At 62.2% G+C, this 22505-nt stretch carries 22 protein-coding genes, 1 tRNA gene, 1 other RNA gene and 1 riboswitch; of the genes, 8 read left to right on the forward strand and 16 right to left on the reverse strand.

Annotation, left to right across the window (positions count from 1 at the left end; all coding sequences use genetic code 11):
* The first annotated feature begins 5 nt into the window (after positions 1 to 5).
* From AKL28_RS12165 to AKL28_RS12175, 3 genes are read left to right on the forward strand one after another with little or no spacing between them, the layout of a single operon-like run.
* Positions 6 to 1208 (forward strand): CaiB/BaiF CoA transferase family protein, encoded by a 1203-nt coding sequence (locus AKL28_RS12165; RefSeq protein ID WP_050468408.1) that lies wholly within the window; start codon positions 6 to 8, stop codon positions 1206 to 1208.
* Positions 1208 to 1663 carry a MaoC/PaaZ C-terminal domain-containing protein gene (locus AKL28_RS12170; RefSeq protein ID WP_050468409.1) on the forward strand — a complete coding sequence of 152 codons (456 nt, stop codon included), beginning with the start codon at positions 1208 to 1210 and terminating at the stop codon, positions 1661 to 1663. Before AKL28_RS12165 ends, AKL28_RS12170 begins: the two co-directional genes overlap by 1 nt.
* Positions 1660 to 2826 (forward strand): ABC transporter substrate-binding protein, encoded by a 1167-nt coding sequence (locus tag AKL28_RS12175; RefSeq protein ID WP_050468410.1) that lies wholly within the window; start codon positions 1660 to 1662, stop codon positions 2824 to 2826. The genes AKL28_RS12170 and AKL28_RS12175 overlap by 4 nt, the downstream gene beginning before the upstream one ends.
* Positions 2827 to 2966: 140 nt before the next feature.
* Here AKL28_RS12175 and AKL28_RS12180 read toward each other — a convergent pair.
* The 9 genes from AKL28_RS12180 to AKL28_RS12220 form a co-directional block, all read right to left on the reverse strand.
* Positions 2967 to 3042: transfer RNA gene (locus AKL28_RS12180), tRNA-Lys, on the reverse strand.
* A gap of 89 nt (positions 3043 to 3131) precedes the next feature.
* A complete protein-coding gene (ybgF, locus tag AKL28_RS12185) occupies positions 3132 to 3887 on the reverse strand; it encodes a tol-pal system protein YbgF (protein WP_050468477.1) in 756 nt (251 codons plus the stop codon).
* A 5-nt stretch (positions 3888 to 3892) separates the two neighbouring features.
* Positions 3893 to 4414, reverse strand: coding sequence for a peptidoglycan-associated lipoprotein Pal (gene pal, locus AKL28_RS12190; protein WP_050468411.1), 522 nt, complete (start codon positions 4412 to 4414; stop codon positions 3893 to 3895).
* 44 nt (positions 4415 to 4458) lie between these two features.
* The gene (gene tolB, locus AKL28_RS12195) at positions 4459 to 5736 is read right to left on the reverse strand and encodes a Tol-Pal system beta propeller repeat protein TolB (protein ID WP_050468412.1); all 1278 of its coding nucleotides are present in this window, start codon (positions 5734 to 5736) and stop codon (positions 4459 to 4461) included.
* Positions 5737 to 5739: 3 nt separating this feature from the next.
* Positions 5740 to 6651 carry a cell envelope integrity protein TolA gene (gene tolA / locus AKL28_RS12200; protein ID WP_050468413.1) on the reverse strand — a complete coding sequence of 304 codons (912 nt, stop codon included), beginning with the start codon at positions 6649 to 6651 and terminating at the stop codon, positions 5740 to 5742.
* A gap of 20 nt (positions 6652 to 6671) precedes the next feature.
* Positions 6672 to 7106 (reverse strand): biopolymer transporter ExbD, encoded by a 435-nt coding sequence (locus AKL28_RS12205; protein WP_050468414.1) that lies wholly within the window; start codon positions 7104 to 7106, stop codon positions 6672 to 6674.
* Positions 7106 to 7810, reverse strand: coding sequence for a protein TolQ (gene tolQ, locus AKL28_RS12210; protein ID WP_050468415.1), 705 nt, complete (start codon positions 7808 to 7810; stop codon positions 7106 to 7108). The genes AKL28_RS12205 and tolQ overlap by 1 nt, the downstream gene beginning before the upstream one ends.
* Before the next feature lie 132 nt (positions 7811 to 7942).
* Complete coding sequence (gene ybgC, locus AKL28_RS12215) at positions 7943 to 8419, reverse strand: tol-pal system-associated acyl-CoA thioesterase (protein WP_050468478.1); 477 nt, start codon at positions 8417 to 8419, stop codon at positions 7943 to 7945.
* Between the two features lie 140 nt (positions 8420 to 8559).
* A complete protein-coding gene (locus AKL28_RS12220) occupies positions 8560 to 9312 on the reverse strand; it encodes an SDR family oxidoreductase (RefSeq protein ID WP_050468416.1) in 753 nt (250 codons plus the stop codon).
* A gap of 197 nt (positions 9313 to 9509) precedes the next feature.
* A riboswitch (ZMP/ZTP riboswitch) is annotated at positions 9510 to 9610 on the forward strand.
* A gap of 130 nt (positions 9611 to 9740) precedes the next feature.
* Here AKL28_RS12220 and glyA point away from each other — a divergent pair.
* Together glyA and nrdR are read left to right on the forward strand one after the other, a co-directional pair.
* Positions 9741 to 10985: a serine hydroxymethyltransferase gene (gene glyA / locus AKL28_RS12225; protein WP_050468417.1), complete on the forward strand. Its 1245-nt coding sequence runs from the start codon at positions 9741 to 9743 to the stop codon at positions 10983 to 10985.
* Between the two features lie 178 nt (positions 10986 to 11163).
* Positions 11164 to 11643, forward strand: a complete 480-nt coding sequence (gene nrdR / locus AKL28_RS12230) for a transcriptional regulator NrdR (protein WP_050468418.1) — start codon at positions 11164 to 11166, stop codon at positions 11641 to 11643.
* 96 nt (positions 11644 to 11739) lie between these two features.
* Here nrdR and ssrS read toward each other — a convergent pair.
* From ssrS to AKL28_RS12245, 4 genes are all read right to left on the reverse strand, one after another.
* A non-coding RNA gene (gene ssrS / locus AKL28_RS23915) (6S RNA) lies at positions 11740 to 11916 on the reverse strand.
* 293 nt (positions 11917 to 12209) lie between these two features.
* Positions 12210 to 12527 (reverse strand): cell division protein ZapA, encoded by a 318-nt coding sequence (locus tag AKL28_RS12235; protein WP_050468419.1) that lies wholly within the window; start codon positions 12525 to 12527, stop codon positions 12210 to 12212.
* The gene (locus tag AKL28_RS12240) at positions 12524 to 12757 is read right to left on the reverse strand and encodes a BRLZ domain containing protein (RefSeq protein ID WP_050468420.1); all 234 of its coding nucleotides are present in this window, start codon (positions 12755 to 12757) and stop codon (positions 12524 to 12526) included. Before AKL28_RS12240 ends, AKL28_RS12235 begins: the two co-directional genes overlap by 4 nt.
* Before the next feature lie 185 nt (positions 12758 to 12942).
* Positions 12943 to 13635, reverse strand: a complete 693-nt coding sequence (locus AKL28_RS12245; protein WP_050468421.1) for a tRNA-uridine aminocarboxypropyltransferase — start codon at positions 13633 to 13635, stop codon at positions 12943 to 12945.
* A 296-nt stretch (positions 13636 to 13931) separates the two neighbouring features.
* Between AKL28_RS12245 and AKL28_RS12250 the strand changes: the two genes are divergently transcribed.
* Positions 13932 to 14168, forward strand: a complete 237-nt coding sequence (locus AKL28_RS12250; protein WP_050468422.1) for an oxidoreductase-like domain-containing protein — start codon at positions 13932 to 13934, stop codon at positions 14166 to 14168.
* 43 nt (positions 14169 to 14211) lie between these two features.
* Here the strand turns inward: AKL28_RS12250 and recG are convergent, their stop codons facing one another.
* Both recG and AKL28_RS12260 read right to left on the reverse strand, forming a co-directional pair.
* Positions 14212 to 16344, reverse strand: a complete 2133-nt coding sequence (gene recG / locus AKL28_RS12255; protein WP_050468423.1) for an ATP-dependent DNA helicase RecG — start codon at positions 16342 to 16344, stop codon at positions 14212 to 14214.
* Positions 16345 to 16415: 71 nt separating this feature from the next.
* Positions 16416 to 18308 (reverse strand): DUF4153 domain-containing protein, encoded by a 1893-nt coding sequence (locus AKL28_RS12260; protein WP_082221474.1) that lies wholly within the window; start codon positions 18306 to 18308, stop codon positions 16416 to 16418.
* A gap of 174 nt (positions 18309 to 18482) precedes the next feature.
* Between AKL28_RS12260 and queA the strand changes: the two genes are divergently transcribed.
* Complete coding sequence (gene queA / locus AKL28_RS12265; protein ID WP_050468425.1) at positions 18483 to 19505, forward strand: tRNA preQ1(34) S-adenosylmethionine ribosyltransferase-isomerase QueA; 1023 nt, start codon at positions 18483 to 18485, stop codon at positions 19503 to 19505.
* A gap of 3 nt (positions 19506 to 19508) precedes the next feature.
* Positions 19509 to 20636 (forward strand): tRNA guanosine(34) transglycosylase Tgt, encoded by a 1128-nt coding sequence (tgt, locus tag AKL28_RS12270; protein WP_050468426.1) that lies wholly within the window; start codon positions 19509 to 19511, stop codon positions 20634 to 20636.
* Between the two features lie 22 nt (positions 20637 to 20658).
* On the opposite strand, the gene AKL28_RS12275 is transcribed toward tgt, so the two are convergent.
* Positions 20659 to 22296, reverse strand: a complete 1638-nt coding sequence (locus AKL28_RS12275; RefSeq protein WP_050468427.1) for an acyl-CoA synthetase — start codon at positions 22294 to 22296, stop codon at positions 20659 to 20661.
* Positions 22297 to 22505 lie beyond the last annotated feature (209 nt).

Consider the following 22505-nt stretch of genomic DNA (forward strand, 5'->3'; position numbering starts at 1 on the left):
ACATCATGTCTTCGACCAATCACAAGAGCGCAGCCGCAGCTGACACTACGCCGGTCTTGCCATTGCAGGGTTTGCTGGTGCTGGATTTCAGCCAGTTCCTGGCCGGCCCGTCGGCCGGGCTGCGGCTAGCCGACCTGGGCGCCGACGTCATCAAGATCGAGCGGCCGGACGGCGGCGATTTGAGCCGCCAATTGTATGTATCGAATCTGGAGCTGGACGGCGATAGCACCTTGTTCCATACCATCAACCGCAACAAGCGCAGCTTTGCCGCCAATCTGAAAGACGCCGCCGACCGGGAGGAAATCTGGAAGCTGATCGCGCAAGCCGATGTGCTGATCCAGAATTTCCGTCCCGGCATCATGGACCGGCTCGGCTTCGACTGCGATAGCGTGCGCAAGGCCAACCCGCGGCTGGTGTATGCCTCGATCACCGGCGACGGCAGCGAAGAGCCGTGGCGCGACAAGCCGGGCCAGGACCTGCTGGTGCAATCGCTGTCCGGCCTGACCTGGTTGAACGGCAATGCCGATCACGGGCCGACGCCGGTCGGCGTGGCGGTGGCCGACATCTTCACCGGCGCGCATCTGGTGCAAGGCATCCTGGCGGCGCTGGTCCGGCGCGGCATTACCGGGCAGGGCGGCCGGGTCGATGCCAGCCTGCTGGAATCGACGCTGGACTTCCAGTTCGAACTGATCAGCACCTATCTGAACGGCGACGGCACGCCGCCGCAACGCAGCGAGATCGGCAGCGCCAGCGCCTATCTGAGCGCGCCTTACGGCGTGTATGCCACTGCCGATGGATACATGGCGATTGCCATGAATCCGGTCGAACGCCTGGGGGAATTGCTGGGTTGCGATGCGTTGCTGGAATACGGCGACCGCACGCGCTGGTTCTCCGAGCGGGATGTCATCAAGAACATCTTGTGGAAGCATCTGCGCCAGCAATCGACCGCGTACTGGCTGGCAATTCTGGAGCCGGCCGATATCTGGTGCGCCGATGTGCTGAGCTGGCCGCGCCTGATCGAGCATGAGGGATTCAAGGCGCTGAACATGGTGCAGGAAGTGTTTACCGGCAGCGGCGCCAGGCTGGTGACAACACGCTGCCCGATCCGCATCGACGGCCGCATTCTGACTTCACGCAAAGGCGCGCCGAAGATCGGCGAAGACACTGCCGCCATCCGTGCGCAATTTCATACTCAGGAGAACCAATAATGATTGTCGAAAAATATTTTGAAGAATACGTGATCGGCGATTTCCGCCTGTCCACCGGCCGCACCATTACCGAAGCCGATATCGTCATGCATGCCGGCCAGACCGGCGATTATTATCCGCACCACGTCGATGCCGAATGGTGCGCGACCCAGCCGTTCAAGCAGCGCATTGCGCATGGCACGCTGATCTTCAGCGTCGGCATCGGCATGACCACCGGCGTGATCAATCCGCGCGGCATTTCTTACGGCTACGACCGGCTGCGTTTTATCCGGCCGGTGTTTATCGGCGACACGATCACGGTCAAGACCACGATCAAGGAAAAGCGCGACCATAAGAAACCGGAAAATGGCCTGCTGATCGAACTGGTGGAAATGTTCAATCAGCGCCAGGAAGTCGTCATCGCCTGCGAGCACCTGACTGTGATGGAACGCGATCCGGCAAAGGTGGCTGCATGAGCGAACGGACACTGCTGCGCATTATTTGCTGGAGCCACCGGCGTGCTGTCGATCCGCTGCTGGCGGCGCTTGAGGGCTTTCACGCCGCGCATCCCGGGATCGAGATCAAAGTCGACCAGCGGCCCCTGAGCGACTTCGAGCATCAGGGCATCGACGGCGTCGCACGCGCTTACGACATGGTGATTTACGACCATCCTTTCAGCGGCGACATTGCAAAGGGAGAAGTATTTCTGCCGCTGGAAAAACATTTCCCGGATCTGTTCGGTGAACAGGCCGACCGTAATTACGTCGGCGCATCGCTGACCAGCTACCGTTATCGGGGCAGCGTCTGGGGCGCGCCTATCGATGCCGCGACCCAGCACGCGCTGGTGCGCCAGGACTTGCTCGACGCCGCGGGCGAAGCAGTGCCGAAGACCTGGGCGCAGGCGGTGGCCTTGGGCGAACGTTTGCAAAAACGGGGATTGAAACTGGGCCTGAGCGTGGAAACGCCGCATGCCTTGCTCGCCGTTGCCGCCTTGATGGCGAATCAGGGACAGCCGTGGAGCACGGCGCCGGATCAAGCCTTCGCGATCGATCGCGCCGCATTCAAGGACGGCCTGCAATGGGTTCGACGCTTGCTGGCGTTTTGCCCGCCGGAAGCCCTGGGCTGGAACAGCATCGACCTGCATGAAGCCATGGTGGCGCGCGACGACATCGCGTATTGCCCTTGCGTCTACGGTTATGCGACTTACGGCGAAGCCGACATGCGCAAGCCGCTGGCCTTTGCCGATTTCGCCGGTTTACGGGCGCCGTATCATGCCGGCTCCGCTATCGGCGGCACCGCGCTGGGCGTATCGCGTTATTCGAAAGCGCCGCAGGCTGCGCTGGCCTTTGTCGCGTACATGGTTGGCGGGCACATCCAGGACCGGACGATTCCCGAAAACCATGGACAGCCGGCGCTGGTGTCGTCCTGGGAACGCAAGGAAAACGATGCGATTTTCAACGGCTTCTATTCTTCGGTACGGGCATCGATGGATACCGTCTGGGTCAGGCCGCGCATGCCCGGTTATGCGGAGTTCCAGCGCGACGCTGGCAATGCGGTAGCGGCAGCGCTGCGCGGCGAGCTGGATGACGACAAGGCGATCGATGAAGTACTGCGTCTGGCCGGGATGTTAAATCCCTAGCATTGCGAAGCAGTTTGCGCTGAGCGTTGCGGCCGTGCTTGGGGATGTTACCGGGCGAAGCCGCAGCGCGGAGATGTCTTGCGATAAAAATAAAAAAGGGTTCCAATGACTTGGAACCCTTTTTGTTACTGCTGAATTTCTGGTAGGCCGTGCGGGACTCGAACCTGCGACCAACGGATTAAAAGTCCGCTGCTCTACCAACTGAGCTAACGACCCGAAAGACCGCAATTATAGGCAAACTTCATTGACGGTGTCAAATCCCTGCGTAAAACGCTATACAAGAGCCACGTTTGCCGCAAAACCTATTACTTCAGCCCAGGCAGGCGTTCCTTGGCGGTCTGGGCGGCCGGGCTGTTCGGGTATTTCGCGATCAATTGCTCCAGCGTTTTCTTGGCGGCGGCCTTGTCTTTCAGTTCGGCTTGCGAGCTGCCGATGTTGAGCATGGCGTCGGCTACCTTGGGATTGTCCGGGTAGTTCTTCACGACGTTCTGCTGGGCCGCGATGGCGCCCTTGTAGTCGCGCTGGGCGTACAGGGAGTTGCCTTGCCAGTACTGTGCCGAGGCGGCGTAGCCTGATTGCGGGTAGCGTTTGATGAAGTCGGCGAAGGCATTGGCCGCGCCCTTGTAGTCGCCGCCCTTGAACTGGGACAGCGCAGCATCGTAGGCCTGCTGTTCGGAGACGCCGACGGCAACCGTCTGGCCGTCGACATTGACCTGTTGCGGTTCGAGCTTGCGCAGGCGCGCGTCGAGGTCAACGTAAAAATCTTTTTGCCGCTGCTGGGCGTTGGTGATCTCGTTGGTCAGCACTTCGATCTGGCCGCGCAGCGCCGAGATCTGCGATTGCAGGTTGTCGTTGCGGTCGGAGAGTGTGAGCACACTGTTTTTGTCAGCCTTGTTGGCAACGTCGTGCTGCAGGGCTTCGATCTTGGCGCGGATGTCCAGGATCGCCTTGCGCGCTTCGTCGTCGTCAAACAGGCCAGCGTGGGCGGTGAGCGGTAACCAGGCTGTGGCGGCCAGCACGGCCGCCACAGTTACCGATTTCAGTTTGAAAGCGGTACGCATGTCGATCATTGATAAGCGATGTCGGCGCGACGGTTTTCAGCGTAGGAAGCTTCGTCCTGGCCCAGGGCCTTAGGCTTTTCCTTGCCGAAGGATACGGCTTCGACTTGCGATTCCGACACGCCCAGCAGCACCAGTGCCTTGCGCACGGCTTCTGCACGCTTCTGGCCCAGGGCCAGGTTGTACTCGGCGCCGCCGCGATCATCGGTGTTACCTTGGATGATCACTTTGCGGTCCTTGTGGGCAACCAGGTACTTGGCGTGGTTTTCAACCACAGCGCGGTATTCGTCCTTGACGGTGTAGCTGTCGTAGTCGAAGTAGACGCTGCGCTTGGCCAGAACGCCTTGCGGGTCGTTCAGCGGGTCGGCGGAACCGGCGTTGACGGTGCCGACGGCGCGCATGTCGGCGCCGGTGCCGGAACCGGCGCGGTTTTCAACAGGGGCGTTCTTGTCGTCCAGTTTGGTGGAGGAGCAAGCGGCCAGCAGAACAGCGCTGGAGACGATGAGGGCGAGGGTGCTGATGGTACGCATTTTGGATTTCTCCTTGTCGTGATGAATGTGAATGTTAGATTTCTTTATTTCATGAACGGACCCCAAGTCGGTTCCCTGATATCACCGACTTGCGTTGTCAGACGCTGCTTGACACGGCCATCGACGGATACGATGGCAAGGGATCCGCGACGACCAGCTTCCGTCGCGTACATAATGTATTTGCCGTTGGGGGCAAAGCTGGGCGATTGGTCTCGGTCGGTGTCCGACAGGCGTTGCTCCTGGCCATTGGTCAGGTCCAGCGCGTACAGCTGGAAGCGGCCGTCGCGGCGCGAGATGAAGGCCAGCGTTTTGCCGTCGGGCGAAATACGCGGGCTGATGTTGTAGCTGCCATTGAAGGTGACGCGCTGGGCGTTGCCGCCGTCCACGCTCACCTTGTAGATCTGCGGGCCGCCGCTGCGGTCGCTGGTGAAGTAAATGCTGCCGCCGTCAGGCGAGAAGCGTGGCTCGGTATCGATGCCGGACGTGTTGGTCAGGCGGCGCAGGCCGGAGCCGTCGGCATTGATGACGTAGACCTGGGTCAGGCCGTCGCGCGACAGTGCTACCGCCAGGCGCGAGCCGTCCGGTGACCAGGAGGGGGCCGAGTTGCTGCCCTTGAAGTTGGCGACGATGGAGCGCTGGCGGGTCACCAGGTTCTGGATGTAGACGATGGGTTTCTTGGCTTCGAACGAAACGTAGGCCACCTTGGTGCCATCGGGCGACCAGGAGGGCGAAATGATGGGTTCGTTCGAGCGCAGCGCGACCTGGTTGCCTTCGCCATCGGCGTCGGCCACTTCCAGGCGGTATTCGCTGCCCGACTTGGTGACGTAGGCGATGCGGGTCGAGAAGATGCCCGGGATGCCGGTCAGTTTCTGGTAGATGTCGTCGGCGATCTTGTGCGCGGTCAGGCGGATCAGTTGCGATTGGCTGCCGAAGGACAGTGCCGAGAGCTGGCTCGATTGCACGGTGTCGAACAGGCGGTAGCGCACGTCGAAGCGGCCATCGGCCAGGCGTTGTACGCTGCCCACGGCCAGCGCGTTGGCGCCGCGCTTTTGCCAGTCGGCGTAGTTGATGGTGGACGAATCCGACAGTGCATCGCTGTTGTCGATGAGCTTGAACACGCCGCTGCGGGCCAGGTCGGCCTTGATGATGGCGGTGATCTGCTGCGGCGCGGCTTCTTCGCCGGGGAAGGCGGTGATGGCGATGGGGATCTGGGTGGCGCCCACGCCGGTGATTTCGAAGCGCAACTGCGCCTGCGAGGCCGGCGCGAATGCCAGGCCGACGGCGGCTACTGCAATGCTGGTCAGGTAACGGACATTTCTCATCGTTTACTGATCTTTCGGTTTGTGGGTAAAGGTGAAGCTGGACGGCACCTTGCCATCCTTGTCCGGCGGGAACGGCTGCGACTTCATGATGGCTTGGCGCACTGCATCGTCAAAGCCCGGCACACCGGACGATTTGTTGTTGCGCACGCTGCGCACCGTGCCATCCGGGAAGAGTTCGACAGTGTACTCCACGGCTGGGTTTCCGCTGAGGTCGCCGGGAACGTCGAAAATCGTGTTGGAACGGATCTTGGCACGCAGTTTATTGGCGTAATCCGGGTTGCCGCGCGGTCCTTGCGACTTCTCGGCCGTGCCATTGCCGCCGGTGCTGCTGGTAGCCTGGCCCATCATGCGCTTCAAGTCGTCCTGGCGGCGCTGTTCGGCAGCCTTGGCGTCAGCGGCGGCCTGCTGCTGTTTCTTCTTGTCGGCAGCTTGCTTCTCGGCATCGGCTTTTTTCTTGGCCTCGTCCTCTTTCTGCTTGTCTTCCTTCAGTTTCTTCTGCTTCTCGGCTTCGAGCTTTTCTTTCTTCTCGCGTTCCTGCTTTTCCTTATCGGCCTTTTCCTGCTGTTGCTTCTGCTCCAGCTCTTGCTTGCGCTTTTTCTCTTTTTCCAGGGCGATATCGGGCTTCTCGACCTTGGGCTCGTCGATTACCTTGGGCGGCTCGGGCTTCGGCTCGGGCTGGATTTTCGGTTGCGGCTCGGGTTGCGGTTCCGGCTGGGGCGGCGGTACGGGCAGGGGCGCCGCTTCCTTGTATTGCGGATCCCAGATCTCGGCCTCGACCGTCAATGGCGTCTCGTTTTGCCAACGGATGCCGATCCAGAAGAACAGGAATAGCGCGACGTGCATCACCAGCGCCAGCGCGATGGCGCGCCAGCGGCCGGGAGGCTTGGGGATGTTGTACGGAGAGTTGTCGCTCATGGTGACTGCTTGGTAGCTGCTTACTTGGTGGCCAGGCCGACGCGCGCGATCCCCTGTTTTTTCACTTCGGAAATCACCTGCACCACCTCGTCGTACTTGATTTCCTTGTCGGCCGAGATCATCACTGCCAGGTCCGGGTTGTCGGCGTGCAATGCCTGCAGGCGTTCAGCCAGGTCGACCTTGCCGGTCACGGTTTCGGCTTTCTTGCCGCCGCTCTTGGGGCCGTTGATGCGGATCGTGGCCTGGGTGTTGGGCTTCAAGGCGATTTCGATATAGTCGGCCGGCGGCTGCGTGGACTTGCCGGCGGTCGGCAGGTTGATCACGCTCGGATTGGTAATGGGGGCAGCGACCATGAAGATGATCAGCAGCACCAGCATCACGTCGATGTAAGGCACGACGTTGATCTCTGACTTGAATTTGCGGGTACGGCCCCCGCGCATCGATGAGCCGGCCATTAGCGTGCCTGACGTTGCAAGATGTTGGAGAATTCTTCGATGAAGCTTTCGAAACGGATCGCCAGGCGGTCGATGTCGTGCGAGTAGCGGTTGAATGCCACCACGGCCGGAATCGCCGCGAACAGGCCGATGGCGGTGGCGATCAGCGCTTCGGCAATGCCGGGAGCAACCGCCGCCAGCGTGGCCTGTTGCACGTTGGCCAGGCCGCGGAAGGCGTTCATGATGCCCCACACCGTGCCGAACAGGCCGACATAGGGCGAGACCGAACCGACCGAGGCCAGGAAGGCCAGGTGCGATTCCAGCGCATCCATCTCGCGCTGGTAGGCCGCGCGCATGGCGCGGCGTGCGCCGTCGAGCAGGGCGCCGTTGTCGGCCGAGCCGCCGCGTGCGGCCACCGAGGCCTTGGCCTTGTTGAATTCACCCATGCCGGCCTGGAAGATGCGTTCCAGCGCGCCACCGCTGCCGCCCGCCTTGCGGCGGTTGGAGAGGGCATCCTGGTACAGCGCGGCGAGGTTGCCGCCGGACCAGAATACGCGCTCGAATTCTTCGGTCTGTATGCGGGCGCTGCGGATGGCGAACATCTTGCGGAAGATGTAGGTCCAGCTCATGACCGATGCAGACAGCAGCAGCAGCATCACCAGTTGCACCAGGACGGACGCGTTGGCGATCAGCGAAATGAAGGACAGGTCTTGTGTGACGTTCATGGGGATGTGTGGCGGCTAAAAGGGCGGCAATTAAAAGGACTGCAAATTGTAAGAGCAAAAATTTCGGTTCCGATACCGGCGCTTGTTAAGCAAAGCTTGCCGGCAGCCTGCATGTTCTTGGTGCCCATGTGCTCATGGCGCGTCCTGCCGGGTCGGCCCAGGGGCAGTCTTGATGCGCGAAAGCAGTTCTGCGGGAATTTGTTGCGGGCGGAAGCTTGCGGCATCGACGCAGACCACGGTAATGCGTCCGCGGGCCAGCAATGTTGCTTCCTGGTTATTTCCGGCGGCGCCGTTCCCCGACGGCAGGCGCCAAGCTTCCTGGACAAACTCGATGGAAGCGTTTCGGAACTTTTCGACCACGACGGTGAGTTTGAGTTCATCGTCCAGGCGGGCCGGGGAGAGATAATCGACGCTGGTGCTTTTGACCACGAAGATGGCGCCGGTGGTCTCGGCCAGGTGTTGCTGCTGAAACCCGAAGGAGCGCAGCCATTCGGTGCGGGCGCGCTCGAAGAACTTCAGGTAATTGGCGTAGAAGACGACACCGCCGGTGTCGGTATCTTCGTAATAGACTCGGATCTTCCAGTTGAACGGACTACTGGCGGCACTCATATGCTTCTTGTTATTCGGCGAATTGTCGTTGCGGATGCACGAAAAATGTTGCTTGCGTGAAACGGCCCGAAAGCCGGTTGGAAAGGCGTTTCTGCGGCGGTGTGGCATCGCAGCAGAAAAACGTCATTTTACCTCATCCGTTACTGTTTGCGCTTGATGTTGAAGGCGCCGAAGCCTTGGCAGGTCGGCATCAGTTCCATGTAGTTGATGTTCACGTGCGCCGGCATGGTGGCGACCCAGAAGGCCGCTTCGGCGATATCTTCGGCGGTCAGCGGGACGGTGCCTTCATAGACCTTGGCTGCAGCCGAGTCGTCGCCCTTGAAGCGCACGTTGGAGAATTCGGTGCCGCCGCACAGGCCCGGCGCCACGTTGGTGGCGCGCACGCCGGTGCCCACCAGGTCGGCGCGCAGGTTCAGGGTGAACTGGTCGACGAAGGCCTTGGTGGCGCCGTAGACGTTGCCGCCCGGATAAGGATAGGCGCCGGCAGTCGAGCCCAGGTTGATGATGGTGCCGCTGCCGCGCTTGACCATGGCCGGCAGCAGGGCGTGGGTGATGGTCACCAGGCCCTTGACATTGGTGTCGATCATGGTTTCCCAGTCCGACAGCGCGACTTCGTGGGCCGGGCCCAGGCCTAGGGCCAGGCCGGCGTTGTTGATCAGCACGTCGATGTTCTTCCACTCGCCCTGCAGGCTGGCCAGGCCGGCATCGATCGATTGCTTGCTGGTCACGTCCAGCACCAGCGGCAGCACATTGCCGGCGCCCAGCTCGTTGACCAGTTCATCCAGGCGCTCCTTGCGGCGACCTGCGGCGATCACCTTATGGCCGTTCTTGGCGAATTTGCGTGCCATGGCGGCGCCGAATCCTGCGGTTGCTCCTGTAATCAAAACGACCATCTGCAAATCTCCTGTTATGGTGCGGGGCCGGCGGCAGCCTTGGCAGGCGGGATTGCCGTCCCGGAAAGAAAACGAAATTGTAGCCCAAAGCGGGTTTTTACGAGGGCAGGCTCGCTTTTGAGGATGGCCGGGCGGTGTTGCGCGATGGCGAACCGTCTTGCTGAAATCGCCCCATTTCAATACAATGCGCTCACCATTTCGTCTCACGTAACTGGCGAAAAGCCGGAGCATCTCCGGCCAAGATGGGTATCCATCGGGAAGCGTGAGATTTCATCAGCCGTGCGCCTGGGCAGCCGAATGGAAAGTACGACTGAGGCTGCCCGCAATCCCACCTGTTTGGCCCTCATTCGATTTTGAAGTCGACCCGAGCGGCATTGTGTCGCCGTGACGGTTGGTCTTCGGCCGCACCTCATCAATTTGGAGAAACCATGTTTGACAAGAACCAGACTCTCGCAAAAGTCGATCCGGACCTGTGGTCTGCCATCCAAAAGGAAAACACCCGCCAGCAAGAGCACATCGAGCTGATCGCTTCGGAAAACTACACCTCGCCGGCGGTGATGGAAGCCCAGGGTTCGCAGCTGACCAACAAGTATGCCGAAGGCTATCCGGGCAAGCGCTATTACGGCGGCTGCGAATATGTGGACATCGCCGAGCAGCTGGCGATCGACCGCCTGAAGGCATTGTTCGGCGCCGAAGCCGCCAACGTGCAGCCGAACTCCGGCTCCCAGGCCAACCAGGGCGTGTTCTTCGCCATGTTGAAGCCGGGCGACACCATCATGGGCATGTCGCTGGCCGAAGGCGGCCACCTGACCCACGGCATGGCGCTGAACATGTCCGGCAAGTGGTTCAACGTCGTTTCCTACGGCCTGAACGACAAGGAAGAGATCGACTATGAAGCCATGGAACGCCTGGCGCGCGAGAAGAAGCCCAAGCTGATCATCGCCGGCGCTTCCGCTTACTCGCTGCGCATCGATTTCGAGCGCTTCGCCAAGATCGCCAAGGAAGTCGGCGCCTACTTCATGGTCGACATGGCCCACTACGCCGGCCTGATCGCCGCGGGCGTCTACCCGAACCCGGTGCCGCACGCCGACTTCGTCACCTCGACCACCCACAAGTCCCTGCGCGGCCCGCGCGGCGGCGTGATCCTGATGAAGGCCGAGCATGAAAAGGCCATCAACTCGGCGATCTTCCCGGGTATCCAGGGCGGTCCGCTGATGCACGTCATCGCCGGCAAGGCAGTGGCCTTCAAGGAAGCCGCTTCGCCGGAATTCAAGGCTTACCAGCAGCAAGTGGTGAAGAACGCCGACGTGCTGGCCAAGACCCTGATCAAGCGCGGCCTGCGCATCGTCTCCGGCGGCACCGAGTCGCACGTGATGCTGGTGGACCTGCGTCCGAAGAAGCTGACCGGCAAGGAAGCCGAGGCGATCCTGGGTTCGGCCCATATCACCTGCAACAAGAACGGCATCCCCAACGATCCGGAAAAGCCATTCGTGACCTCCGGCATCCGCCTGGGCAGCCCGGCCATGACCACCCGCGGCTTCAAGGAAGCGGAAGCGGAAAAGGTCGGCAACCTGATCGCCGACGTACTGGACAACCCGCATGACGCCGCTACCATCGAACGCGTGAAGGCCGAAGTCAAGAAGCTGACCGACGCTTTCCCGGTCTACGGCTGATCATGATTGCATGGGGCCGGTTGGCCGCCATGGGTTGTTTGTAGTTCGAGCTGAGCGACGGCGCCTGGGACAGGGCGCCGTCGTTTATCCGCAGTACCATGTGGTTTGAGCGTGTTTGCCAGCCTGGAGGCCGGCAGATGCAGATAACGCAACAATGTAACGATCGCCCATTGCCGCCATGAAGTGCCCATTCTGCAATCACGAAGATACACCGGTGCTGGACACGCGCGTTTCCGAAGACGGCAGCTCGATCCGCCGCCGGCGCCGCTGCGACAATTGCGATAAACGTTTCACTACCTATGAGCGCATCGAGCTGACGATGCCGGTGATCGTCAAGAAGAACGGCAGCCGTACCGAGTTCGATCCGGCCAAGCTGCGCGGTAGCCTGATGCTGGCGCTACGCAAGCGCCCGGTGTCGGCCGAGGCGCTCGACGCCGCGATCCAGAGCATCCAGGAAAAGCTGCTGCAAAGCGGTGCGCGCGAAGTGGTGTCGGGCCAGATCGGCGAACTGGTCATGCGCGAACTCAAGCGCCTGGACAAGATTGCCTATATCCGTTTCGCTTCGGTGTACAAGAGTTTCGAGGATGTGACCGAATTCCAGGATGCCATCGCAGAAGTCGGCCAGGAGCGCAAGGCGGCCAAGAAGCGGGATATCTGAAGGAAGTGAACGCCGTTGCGCCGGTGGAATCCGGAGCGCAAGGAAAATGCGTGAAGAAATAAAAAACGGCTGCAGATGCAGCCGTTTTTTATGGAATCAAGTCCCGCCTGTGCCGCTGTGCCGGCATCCTGAACCTGACGGTTCAAGTTGGCCACGGTAGTTCAGTATCGGGTTCATCGGACTAGCGACGCTCACGCCAACCAAACGATCCCGCAGCCTATGCTCGTAAATGGTTCAAGGAATATATGGCAAACGCGAACACGGCAGGAGTACAAAGTCTAACGCAATCGGCCCGCTAGTCCAAGGCTTTAGTATAAAAATATAGCGCGAATTTGTAACGGAACAGGCTTGCGTATGCGCTTGTTTCCTGCTTTATCTTTCCCGTTGAGCCAGCTTCTTGCATTGGGAGAATAGTTGCACATCAGTTTGCCGCAATAGCATGCACTTGTGCGGTGGCGCGTTGCGCATCTGGCAATGCAATGGTGTGATGGGGGCATTGAGGGCGCGCACAATAAAAAACGGCTGTCGCATAGACAGCCGTTTTTCTTTTTGGAGTGCCGCCGGATTCAGAACAGTTTTTCCTGCGGCGCCAGCGCCTGGTCCAGTACGTCGTTGATGGCGCTGACCTGCTGTTTCCATTCGGCGATGGTCAGCCCGGCGAACGGGCCTTCGGCTTGCTGGGTGGAGAGCAGTTCGGCGGCGATGCCCAGGGCGGCCATCACGGCGATGCGGTCGGTACCCTTGACCTTGCCGGCATCGCGGATGGTGCGCATCTTCTGGTCGAGATAGCTCACCGCATGGTGCAAGGCAGCCTGTTCGCCTTCACGGCAGGCCAGGGTATAGGGCTGGCCCATGATGGTGGCCTGGATCTGGATGACACTCATGCGGCCTCCGCAGTGGTTTCAGACGGCTCTGCGGGCGCAGCGGCGGGCAATTCGGACAGGACGGCACTGACGCGCTGGTAGGCCTCATCGATGCGCTGGTTCAATTGCGCATTGTCTTCGGCCAGTGTTTTGACGTGACGGCGCAACTCGGCATTTTCATCACGCAAGCCCTGCGCCAGTTGGGCGAGCTGGGCGACTTTGTCGGCCAGTTGTTGGAATTCTGAACTCATCTTGGTTGGTCGCTGGATAGGAATTGAGCGCAATCGCCAATTTTCGAGGATCGCGCAATTATATGCTCATTGGCGGGGTCGGACACCATATCCAGGACCGAGTTGCAGCGCGACCGGATTTTGTTTCAATTCCGTCGTTCGCGAGGCGCTTCAAGAGGGAGGGAAAGCAGGCCTGTCCCTCGGGTTCAGTCGCCACGCCGGCTGGCCTGGCCGCGGCTGCGCAGTTGGCTTTGCTGGAGCACGAAACCATCGAAGGCGGTCAGCAGCGGATGGTACTTCTCGCTGTTTTTCTCCAGCTGCATCAATGCATAACCGGCGGCTTCCAGTGTGGATAATTGTTCCGGCTTATGCGCCTTGCGGATCACGTATTGCGACAGCGGCGTGTCTTGCAGCGCCAGCCGGGGCAGCGTCTGCAGCAGCGGGTTTTCGTGCAGCATCTTGCGGCTCTTGCGCCAGGTGCCGTCCAGGATCACCAGCCGCAGCCGTTCCGACGGCGGTTGGCCATCGATCGACATCGTACGCGCATCGAAACGGGAGCCGGCCGGCGTGCCGGCGTCTTCGGTATAGAGCAGCACCGGTTGTACCGGCTGGTCGATGCCGGCGGCGGAAGGGAGCATCGAAGGCGCGTGCAGCAATGCATGCAATTCGGCGGGGTCGAAGATTTCTCCCACGGCCAGCTTGCTGTGCGGCAGGCTCAGGTGCAGCAGCCGGGCGCTGTTCTTGGCGCTGCCGGCTTCCAGCGGATGCTGCAGGATCAGCACATCGAAGAGGTGGTTGATCGGCGAGATCCAGTGGCAGATACATGCCGTCTGCGCACGTTGGCAGCTGGAACAAAGCTGGCGGCGCGGCTGGAACGGATCGTGGGACGACATTAACATAGGGTTTTCCTCGATAACGGATGCGGTCGGATGATTGCTGCCTGGCGCCGGCGATTGTGGTGGACCGATGTGGCGAAAGTTTCTCCGGTGTCCACAAAATTGCGAAAAAATCGTTAATCTCACCGTACAAGTAGATTGGCTTGTGAAAATCCGCCAGTCAATCGGTGCACATCGAACATTCGCTCCCTGTTTTTCTGGTCGGAACCGAATAATTTCGAGACCTCTTTTTTTCGGGCGGCACAGGCAGATGCAAGAATGCTTTCCGTCCGGTTCGTATCAACCATGTCTGGCCATCAATGAACTCTGGAAAATCCGCGCAGCAAGATACCGCCAGCCAGATCGACGATCCGGCGCCGGTGCCGCCCATCGAGCCGGAACTGGAAGACTGTTGCGGCAACGGCTGTGTTCCTTGCATTTTCGATATCTATGAGCAGGCGCGTGAGCGTTACCTGGAGCAGTTGGACGCCTGGAACCAACGCCAGGCCGAGCGTGCCGCCATGGGCAAGAAGCCCCGTGGAAAAGACCGGAAGTGAAACCGCATCGGCGCCAGGTGGCCCATGCTGCCGGGGCCAGCCTTCACACCTTCAGGTAATCCTCACGTCCGCCCAGCCAGCGTGCCAGATGGCGTTCGACGATGTCCGGCGCATGCTGCAGCAGGGCTTGCGCGGTGTCGCGCGCTTTTTCCACCAGCCATTGGTCGGTCGCCAGGTCGGCGAAGCGCAGCATGGCTTCGCCCGATTGACGCGCCCCCAGGAATTCGCCGGGACCGCGGATGTCGAGGTCGCGCCGGGCGATCTCGAAGCCGTCGGTGGTTTCGCGCATGATCGCCAGCCGTTCCTTGGCGGTGCCGCCCAGCGGCCCCTGGTACATCAAGAGGCACACGCTGGCGGCCGAGCCGCGGCCCACGCGTCCGCGCAACTGGTGCAACTGCGACAGGCCGAAGCGCTCGGCATGCTCGATCACCATCAGCGAAGCATTGGGCACATCGACTCCGACTTCGATCACCGTGGTCGCCACCAGCACATGCACCGCGCCGCGGCTGAAACCTTCCATCACGATCTGTTTCTCCACCGGCTTCATGCGCCCGTGCACCAGTCCGATATTCAAGCCGGGCAAGGCGGCCGACAAGGTGGCGTGGGTATCGGTGGCGGTCTGCAACTGCAACGCCTCGGACTCTTCGATCAGCGGGCAGACCCAATAGATCTGCTTGCCTTCCAGCGCCGCCGCATGCACGCGCTCAATCACTTCGTCGCGCCGGTTCTGGTCGATCACGCGGGTCACGATAGGCGAGCGGCCCGGCGGCAGCTCGTCGATCACGGAAACTTCGAGGTCGGCGTAATAGGTCATGGCCAGCGTGCGCGGGATCGGCGTGGCCGACATCATCAACTGGTGCGGCACGGTCTGCGCCTCGTCGGGAGCAGCGCCGCCGGCCGGATTGAAGCTCTTGTTGCGCAGGGCCAGCCGCTGGCCCACGCCGAAGCGGTGCTGCTCGTCCACGATCACCAGCCCCAGGTTGTCGAACTGCACCGTGTCCTGGATCAGCGCATGGGTGCCCACCACCAGCCGCGCCGCGCCGGACTCGATATGGGCCAGCGCCTCGGTCTTTTCCTTCTTCTTCTGGCTGCCGGAGAGCCATGCCACGCCGACGTCCAGCGGCTCCATCCATGCCGCGATCTTGCGGAAGTGCTGCTCGGCCAGAATCTCGGTAGGCGCCATCAGCACCGCCTGGAAACCGCTGTCGATAGCTTGGGCCGCAGCCAGTGCCGCCACCACCGTCTTGCCGCTGCCCACATCCCCCTGCAGCAGGCGCTGCATCGGAAAGGAGTGGCGCAGGTCGGCGCGGATTTCTTCCAGCACGCGCTCCTGCGCGCCGGTCAGCTTGAAGGGCAGTTGCTTGACCAGGTCGGCCGTCACCCGGCCGGTGACCGGCAGCGCGCGCGCAGTCTTGGCGCGGCGCGCAGCCTGGGCGCGCTTCAATGACAGCTGCTGCGCCAGCAGCTCGTCGAACTTCATGCGGATCCAGGCCGGGTGCGAGCGCTCGATCAAGGCATGCTCGTCGACATCCGGCGGCGGGTTGTGCAGCAGCCGCACCGACGGTTCGAAGGCAGCCAGCTTGAGCGTGTCCAGCATCGAAGGCGGCAGCGTGTCCTGCCAGTCGAGCCGGCTCATGGCGTTGGCGATGGACTTGCGCAGGTAGGCTTGCGACAGGCCTTCGCCGGCCGGATAGACGGGGGTGAGCACATCGGGCAGCGGCGCGCCTTCGTTGACCACCTTGTACTGGGGGTGGACCATCTCGGCGCCGAAGAAGCCGTGGCGCAGTTCGCCGCGCACCCGCACCCGTGTGCCTTCGGCCAGCTGCTTGGTCTGGCTGCCGTAGAAATTGAGGAAGCGCATCACCAACTGGCCGCTGTCGTCACCCACCGTCACCACCAACTGGCGGCGCGGCCGGAACTGTACGTCGCAGGCCGTGACCACGCCCTCGACCTGCACCATCTGCAGGCCGCGCAGGGAGGCATCGGCAATGGTCATCAGCGTGGTTTCATCCTCGTAGCGCAGCGGCAGGTGCAGCGCCAGGTCCATGTCATTGTGCAGGCCCAGCTTGGCCAGCTTGTTCTCGGGTTTGATGGATTCCCTGGCCGCGGGCTTGCCCTTGTTGGCGCTTTTGGTGGACGGCATCTTGCCGGTGGCTTTTTTCGTGTTGGCAGGCATGGGCGGCGGGTCTACGGAATGGCGCTATTGTACTGTGATTAATTACAGTATCAATTGTCGGCTTTCCCGATTTAACGCTTGGGCGCCGCCGGTTCCGGTGCCTTGCAGGTTGGGATGCCGGAACCCGGTTTGGTCATCGGTAGCGCCATCTCGCCGATGCGCAGTTCTGACTGGCGCGACGGCTGCCATTGCAGGCGGTTTTCTTCGGCAGCCTGCCGCAGCAGTGCCCGGCAGCTCTGGTCCATCGGGAAAAAGCCTTCCACACGCCAATCGGCCTGCCCGTTCTCCGCCAGCAGCGTCGGCGGGTTGTGCTCGCCCAGCAGCAATATCTGTTCGCGCTTTTCGCCGGGCAGGCGGACAAGGTAGGCGTCGCAGCTCTCGCCTTTGCGCCGCAGGCAGCTCGGCACCATGCCGCTTTGAACATGCCGCCAGTCGAAGTCGGCGAATCCGGGCGGCAGCGCACGTCCTTCTGGATGCATACGCACATTGGCCGCAATGTCGGCCTTCGGCTCCTCGACCGGGGCAAAGTCCCAGCGGTAGGCCTTGGCCAGGGCTTGGCCGGCGCGCTCGCGCACAGCAGCGAATCGTTCATCCTTGTCGTTGCCCAGCTCGACCAGCGCCTGCACGCCGTAGCGTTGGCCTTCGAAACGCATGAAGCGGACATCGAAATTCCCGGCTTCGGTCTTGCCGTTCTTCAGCCGCGCCAACTGGTCGGCCACCGCGATGCGGGCCGGGTCGGCCAGCGGCGACAGCACCGCGACGAATACGGCGAGGATGGCGAAACTGGACGCCACATTGGTCGGCGCTACCAGTCCCAGCCGTGGGTCGCGGCGCAGGCCGGCGGCGGCATAGCCCAGCGCATAGATCGCCGCGACGACGATCGTCAGCGCGCCGGTGATGCGTTCGACGGTCCAGCCGTACTGCGCCACGCGCAGGCCCAGTGCGTAGACCGCCAATGCCACCAGCGGCAGCGGCAGTACACAGGCCAGGCGCAGGCAGAGCGTGATGAAGCGGCGCGGGGCGCCGGTCGCGGGCAGGCCGTCCTGGTAGACCATGTTGGCCAGCAGCACCAGCAGGGCGGTGGTGCCCAGCAACACCTTGGAGGCATTGCGGGTTTCCCAGAGCGGCTGGAGGCTGGTGAACAACAGGCCTGCCAGGAAGCCGGCGATAATCACCACCGCCAGCGGGAGCAGCCAGGAAAGTACCGCCAGCAGCAGCTTGCGTACGCTGGAGATGATGACCGGCTTGACGTCGGTCAGGTGCAGTGCGGTGGAAAATGCCAGCGCCGACACCGGCATGTTGAACCAGGCCTTGGAAATCAGCTTGTGCAGGAAATCCAGCTTGACCAGCACGAACAGTGTGGCGCCGGTGTAGAGCACCACCCACAGCAGCAAAGTGAACAGTGTGGCGAAGGCGATCTGCAACAGCAGCTTCCAGGCCAGCGCGAAATAGCTGTGGTAACTGGCGATCCAGCGACCGTCAGCGCTGGCGGCCAGCGCCATGGATTGGGCGATGAACAGGCCCACCGTCAACAGCCCAACCAGCAAGGGCGAGGCGCCCCAGGAGGAATCCCATCCGGTACGCCATTTTGTTAGCGCGTCGCCTGTCAGCCATTGGCCGAAGTCCGAGCGCCACACGTCGTACACGCCCAGCGCGGCGATCAGTGCCGTCAGCGCCAGCACCCACAGCAGCAGCTTGCGCGGCCGCATATGCACCAGGCCGGAGATGGCCGCTAGCGGTACGAACAGCGCCAGCAACAGCAGCGGCTTGAACAGCATGGGCTGCATCGCCAGTCCATCCTTCGCGGTCCAGCTGCTGTAGAGCAGGTACAGCGCCAGCCCCTGCGCCAATCCTATCGCCATGCGCAGCGCTCCCGAGGCGGGCGGGGTGGCGGGCTGGATGTCGCGCTCGTGAGACGGATCGTTGCCGGGTTCGGACGTGTGGACGGTGGAATCTGTTGTCATTATCGTATCGATGGCATTGTAGTCATGCGCCAGGCCTATATGCGGCATATGCCCAATACGGCGACCTGGCGGCAGCAAGAGCGTAAAATAGCAGGTTTGGCGTATGCATCCGTACCGTTTGCCCCTCTGGCAACGAATAAAGCCGGATCATCGCTGTTTTGCAGGTTCTTATCCATGTATTCCCTTTCCGACTTCGATTTCGAGCTGCCGCCCGAACTGATCGCGCAGACGCCGCTGGCCGAGCGCAGCGCCTCGCGCCTGCTGCAGGTGGATGGCGCCACGCTCACCGACCGCCGTTTCGCCGATATTCTCGAGCTGCTCAATCCCGGCGACCTGCTGGTGTTCAACGACACGCGCGTGCTCAAGGCGCGCTTTTTCGGCGTCAAGGAAACCGGCGGCAAGATCGAGGCACTGGTGGAACGCGTGCTCGATCCCCGTACCGTGCACGCCCAGGTGCGTGCCTCCAAGTCGCCGCCGCCAGGCACCAAGATTCGTCTGGCGGACGCCTTCGACGTCACCGTGGGCGAGCGCTTCGGCGAGTTCTATACATTGCACTTCCCGTCCGACGTGTTCGAGCTGCTGGAGCAATACGGCAGCCTGCCATTGCCGCCTTATATCGAACACGAGGCGGACGCCTACGACGAGACGCGCTACCAGACCGTCTACGCCAAGGAACCGGGCGCGGTTGCCGCACCTACCGCCGGCCTGCATTTCGACCAGGCCCTGCTCGACCAACTGGCCGCGCGGGGCGTCAGGCAAGCCTTCGTCACGCTGCACGTGGGCGCCGGCACCTTCCAGCCGGTGCGTGTCGAAGACCTGTCGCAGCACAAGATGCACAGCGAGTGGTACACCATTTCACAAGCCACGGTGGACGCGGTGCGCGACGCCAAGGCCGCCGGCGGCCGCGTGGTGGCGGTTGGCACCACCAGCATGCGCGCGCTGGAGTCCGGCTCGCAGTCCGGGCAGTTGCAAGCCGGCAGCGCCGACACCCAGCTCTTCATCACCCCCGGCTACACCTTCAAGACCGTCGATCGCATGGTGACCAATTTCCACCTGCCCAAGTCCACGCTCCTGATGCTGGTCTCGGCCTTCGCCGGTTACGACAATATCCGCGCCGCCTACGCGCACGCGATCCAAGAGAAATACCGTTTCTTCAGCTATGGCGACGCCATGCTGCTCACCTGCAACCGAGGCTGACCGATGCTCGAATTCACCCTGCTCAAGACCGACGGCAACGCCCGCCGCGGCCGCGTCAAACTGAACCACGGCACCGTGGAAACACCGATCTTCATGCCGGTCGGCACCTATGGCTCGGTCAAGGCCATGTCGCCGCTGGAGTTGAATGAGATCAATGCCCAGATCATCCTCGGCAATACCTTCCACCTGTGGCTGCGCCCCGGCCTGGAAGTGGTCGGCAAGTTCGGCGGCCTGCACAAGTTCATCGGCTGGGACAAGCCCATCCTGACCGACTCCGGCGGCTTCCAGGTGTTTTCGCTGGGCGAGATGCGCAAGATCACCGAAGAGGGCGTGACCTTCGCCTCGCCGATCAATGGCGACCGCCTGTTCCTCTCGCCCGAGATCTCGATGCAGATCCAGCGCGTGCTGAACTCCGACATCGTCATGCAGTTCGATGAATGTACTCCGTACGAGATCGACGGCCGTCCCGCCACGCGCGAGGAAGCCGGCAAGTCCATGCGCATGTCGCTGCGCTGGGCCAAGCGTTCCAAGGATGAATTCGACCAGGGCGAGAACCCCAACGCGCTGTTCGGCATCGTGCAGGGCGGCATGTTCGAAGGCCTGCGCGACGAATCGCTGGCGGGTTTGAGCGAACTGGGTTTCGACGGCTTGGCCATCGGCGGCCTGTCGGTCGGCGAGCCCAAGGAAGACATGATGCGCGTGCTGGAACACGTCGGCCCGCGCTTGCCGGCCGACAAGCCGCACTACCTGATGGGCGTGGGCACGCCGGAAGACCTGGTGGCCGGCGTGGCCAGCGGCGTCGACATGTTCGACTGCGTGATGCCGACCCGCAATGCGCGCAACGGCTGGATCTTCACCCGCTACGGCGATATCAAGATCAAGAACGCCAAGTACAAGGATGATGAAAAGCCTTACGACGAGACCTGCGACTGCTACGCCTGCAAGAATTTCTCGCGCGCTTACCTGCACCACCTGCACCGCGCCGGGGAGATTCTCGGCGCCCGCATGAACACCGTGCACAACCTGCATTACTACCTGCAACTGATGCAGGAGATGCGCGATGCCATCGATGAAGGCCGCTTCCAGGCCTTCGTCGCCAAGTTCAAGGAAGACCGGGCGCGCGGCGTTTAATGCCGTCGCCCATGTGGCGGGTTCAGGCCTTGCGCCAGCCCGCCACCATATCCCTTAGCTGCCGGCGTATCACCTTGCCGGTGGTCGTCATCGGCAACTCCTCCACGAAATAGACCTCGCGCGGATACTCATGCGCCGCCAGCCGCGTCTTGACGTGCTGCTGCAGCTCGCGCTTGAGCGTTTCCCCGGCCGCGTGGCCGTCGTTGAGCACCACGATCGCCACGACGATCTCGGTACGCTCGTCATCCGGCGCGCCCACCACTGCGGCCATCTTCACCGCCGGATGCTGCAGCAGGTTGTCCTCGATCTCGCCGGGGCCGATGCGGTAGCCGGCCGAGGTGATCACGTCGTCGTCGCGCCCGACGAAGCGGACATAGCCATCCTCATCGCGCACGCCGGTATCGCCGGTCAGCAGCCAGTCGCCGGCGAACTTGGCGGCGGTGGCTTCGGGGTTGTTCCAGTACTGCAAAAACATCACCGGATCGGGCCGCAGTACGGCGATGTTGCCTTGCGCGCCGTCGGGCAGCGGCTGTCCCTGGTCGTCCACAATAGCGACCCGGTGGCCGGGCGCGGCGCGGCCGATGCTGCCGGGGCGGCAGGGCATGACGGCGGCGTTGGAGGAGACCGTCATGTTGCATTCGGTCTGGCCGTAGAACTCGTTGATGGTCAGGCCGAAGGTCTTGCGGCCCCAGTCCAGCAGTTCGGCGCCCAGCGATTCGCCGCCGCTGGCCACCGAGCGCAGGTTCAGCTTCCAGCGTTTTTCGGGATTGGTCACGGTGCGCATCATCTTCAATGCGGTCGGCGGCAGGAAGCAGTTGCGCACACCGTGGTCCTGCAGCAACTGGAATGCCGCTTCACCGGTGAATTTCTCGAAGCGGTGCGCCACCACTGCCACGCCGTGGTGCCAGGCCGGCAGCAGCACGTCCAAGAGGCCGCCGATCCAGGCCCAGTCGGCCGGCGTCCAGATGCGGTCGCCTTCCAAGGGAAACAGGTTATGGGACATCTCGACGCCGGGAAGGTGGCCCAGCAGCACGCGGTGCGCATGCAGTGCGCCCTTGGGCTGGCCGGTGGTGCCGGAGGTGTAGATGATCACCGCAGGATCGTCGGCGCGGGTGGCGACCGGTGTGAACGATTCGCTCTGGACGGCCAGGGCTGCGTGCAGGTCGAGCGTGCCGGGCTGGGCGCCGTCGATGGTGAAGATTGTTTTCAGTGCGGGCAAGCGTTCGCGGATACCGGCCAGCTTGGCTGCGCCTTCGGCGTTGGTCACCACGATCTTGGCGCCGCTGTTGTGCAGCCGGTATTCCAGCGCCTCGGCGCCGAACAGCGCGAATAGCGGGATTGCGATGCAACCGCTCTTGTAGGCTGCCACATGCGAGAACGCGGTCTCCGGCGCCTGCGGCAGCAGGATGCCGATACGGTCGCCGCGTTGTGCGCCGTGCGCCTGCAGCAGGTTGGCCATGCGGTTGGACAGCGCGCGCATCTCGCCGAAGCTGTACTCGCGCACGCCGCCGTCGCGGGCGATGTGCACCAGCGCCAGCCGCTGCGGTTCGCGCTCGGCCCATTTGTCGCAGACGTCGACGCCGATGTTGTAGTGCTCGGGAATGTCCCAGCGAAAGCCCGAGGCGATGTCCTCGTAGGGTTGCGGCGTGGTGGGCAGCATGCGTGGTCTCCTGTGTCGTGGCGGAACGGTGCGTTCCATCTTTTCTTGGTTTTGTTTGCCACTGTACAAGTTTTTGCCAAGGTAGGGCGATGCCGTTTTGATAATGGAGGCGGCGATGGTGGGAGAAGCGGCCCCCAAAGACGGGCAAATAGGCCGGAAAATCGTCAAATCGATCTTGATCTCCGGCAAGCTGTCCCGATTTGGGGGTA

Origin of the sequence: Herbaspirillum chlorophenolicum (assembly GCF_001189955.1) — a bacterium.
In the GTDB taxonomy this organism is placed as follows: Bacteria; Pseudomonadota; Gammaproteobacteria; order Burkholderiales; family Burkholderiaceae_D; genus Herbaspirillum; species Herbaspirillum chlorophenolicum.

Coding starts and splice junctions, on each gene's coding strand:
- AKL28_RS12240 (WP_050468420.1), bottom strand. CDS start 12,757: ATGAGTTCAGAATTCCAACAACTGGCCGACAAAGTCGCCCAGCTCGCC.
- AKL28_RS12205 (WP_050468414.1), bottom strand. CDS start 7,106: ATGGCCGGCTCATCGATGCGCGGGGGCCGTACCCGCAAATTCAAGTCA.
- glyA (WP_050468417.1), top strand. CDS start 9,741: ATGTTTGACAAGAACCAGACTCTCGCAAAAGTCGATCCGGACCTGTGG.
- AKL28_RS12165 (WP_050468408.1), top strand. CDS start 6: ATGTCTTCGACCAATCACAAGAGCGCAGCCGCAGCTGACACTACGCCG.
- AKL28_RS12220 (WP_050468416.1), bottom strand. CDS start 9,312: ATGGTCGTTTTGATTACAGGAGCAACCGCAGGATTCGGCGCCGCCATG.
- AKL28_RS12175 (WP_050468410.1), top strand. CDS start 1,660: ATGAGCGAACGGACACTGCTGCGCATTATTTGCTGGAGCCACCGGCGT.
- tolQ (WP_050468415.1), bottom strand. CDS start 7,810: ATGAACGTCACACAAGACCTGTCCTTCATTTCGCTGATCGCCAACGCG.
- AKL28_RS12170 (WP_050468409.1), top strand. CDS start 1,208: ATGATTGTCGAAAAATATTTTGAAGAATACGTGATCGGCGATTTCCGC.
- AKL28_RS12235 (WP_050468419.1), bottom strand. CDS start 12,527: ATGAGTGTCATCCAGATCCAGGCCACCATCATGGGCCAGCCCTATACC.
- tolB (WP_050468412.1), bottom strand. CDS start 5,736: ATGAGAAATGTCCGTTACCTGACCAGCATTGCAGTAGCCGCCGTCGGC.
- AKL28_RS12250 (WP_050468422.1), top strand. CDS start 13,932: ATGAACTCTGGAAAATCCGCGCAGCAAGATACCGCCAGCCAGATCGAC.
- ybgC (WP_050468478.1), bottom strand. CDS start 8,419: ATGAGTGCCGCCAGTAGTCCGTTCAACTGGAAGATCCGAGTCTATTAC.
- AKL28_RS12275 (WP_050468427.1), bottom strand. CDS start 22,296: ATGCTGCCCACCACGCCGCAACCCTACGAGGACATCGCCTCGGGCTTT.
- tolA (WP_050468413.1), bottom strand. CDS start 6,651: ATGAGCGACAACTCTCCGTACAACATCCCCAAGCCTCCCGGCCGCTGG.
- queA (WP_050468425.1), top strand. CDS start 18,483: ATGTATTCCCTTTCCGACTTCGATTTCGAGCTGCCGCCCGAACTGATC.
- recG (WP_050468423.1), bottom strand. CDS start 16,344: ATGCCTGCCAACACGAAAAAAGCCACCGGCAAGATGCCGTCCACCAAA.
- nrdR (WP_050468418.1), top strand. CDS start 11,164: ATGAAGTGCCCATTCTGCAATCACGAAGATACACCGGTGCTGGACACG.
- AKL28_RS12245 (WP_050468421.1), bottom strand. CDS start 13,635: ATGTTAATGTCGTCCCACGATCCGTTCCAGCCGCGCCGCCAGCTTTGT.
- tgt (WP_050468426.1), top strand. CDS start 19,509: ATGCTCGAATTCACCCTGCTCAAGACCGACGGCAACGCCCGCCGCGGC.
- pal (WP_050468411.1), bottom strand. CDS start 4,414: ATGCGTACCATCAGCACCCTCGCCCTCATCGTCTCCAGCGCTGTTCTG.
- ybgF (WP_050468477.1), bottom strand. CDS start 3,887: ATGCGTACCGCTTTCAAACTGAAATCGGTAACTGTGGCGGCCGTGCTG.
- AKL28_RS12260 (WP_082221474.1), bottom strand. CDS start 18,308: ATGACAACAGATTCCACCGTCCACACGTCCGAACCCGGCAACGATCCG.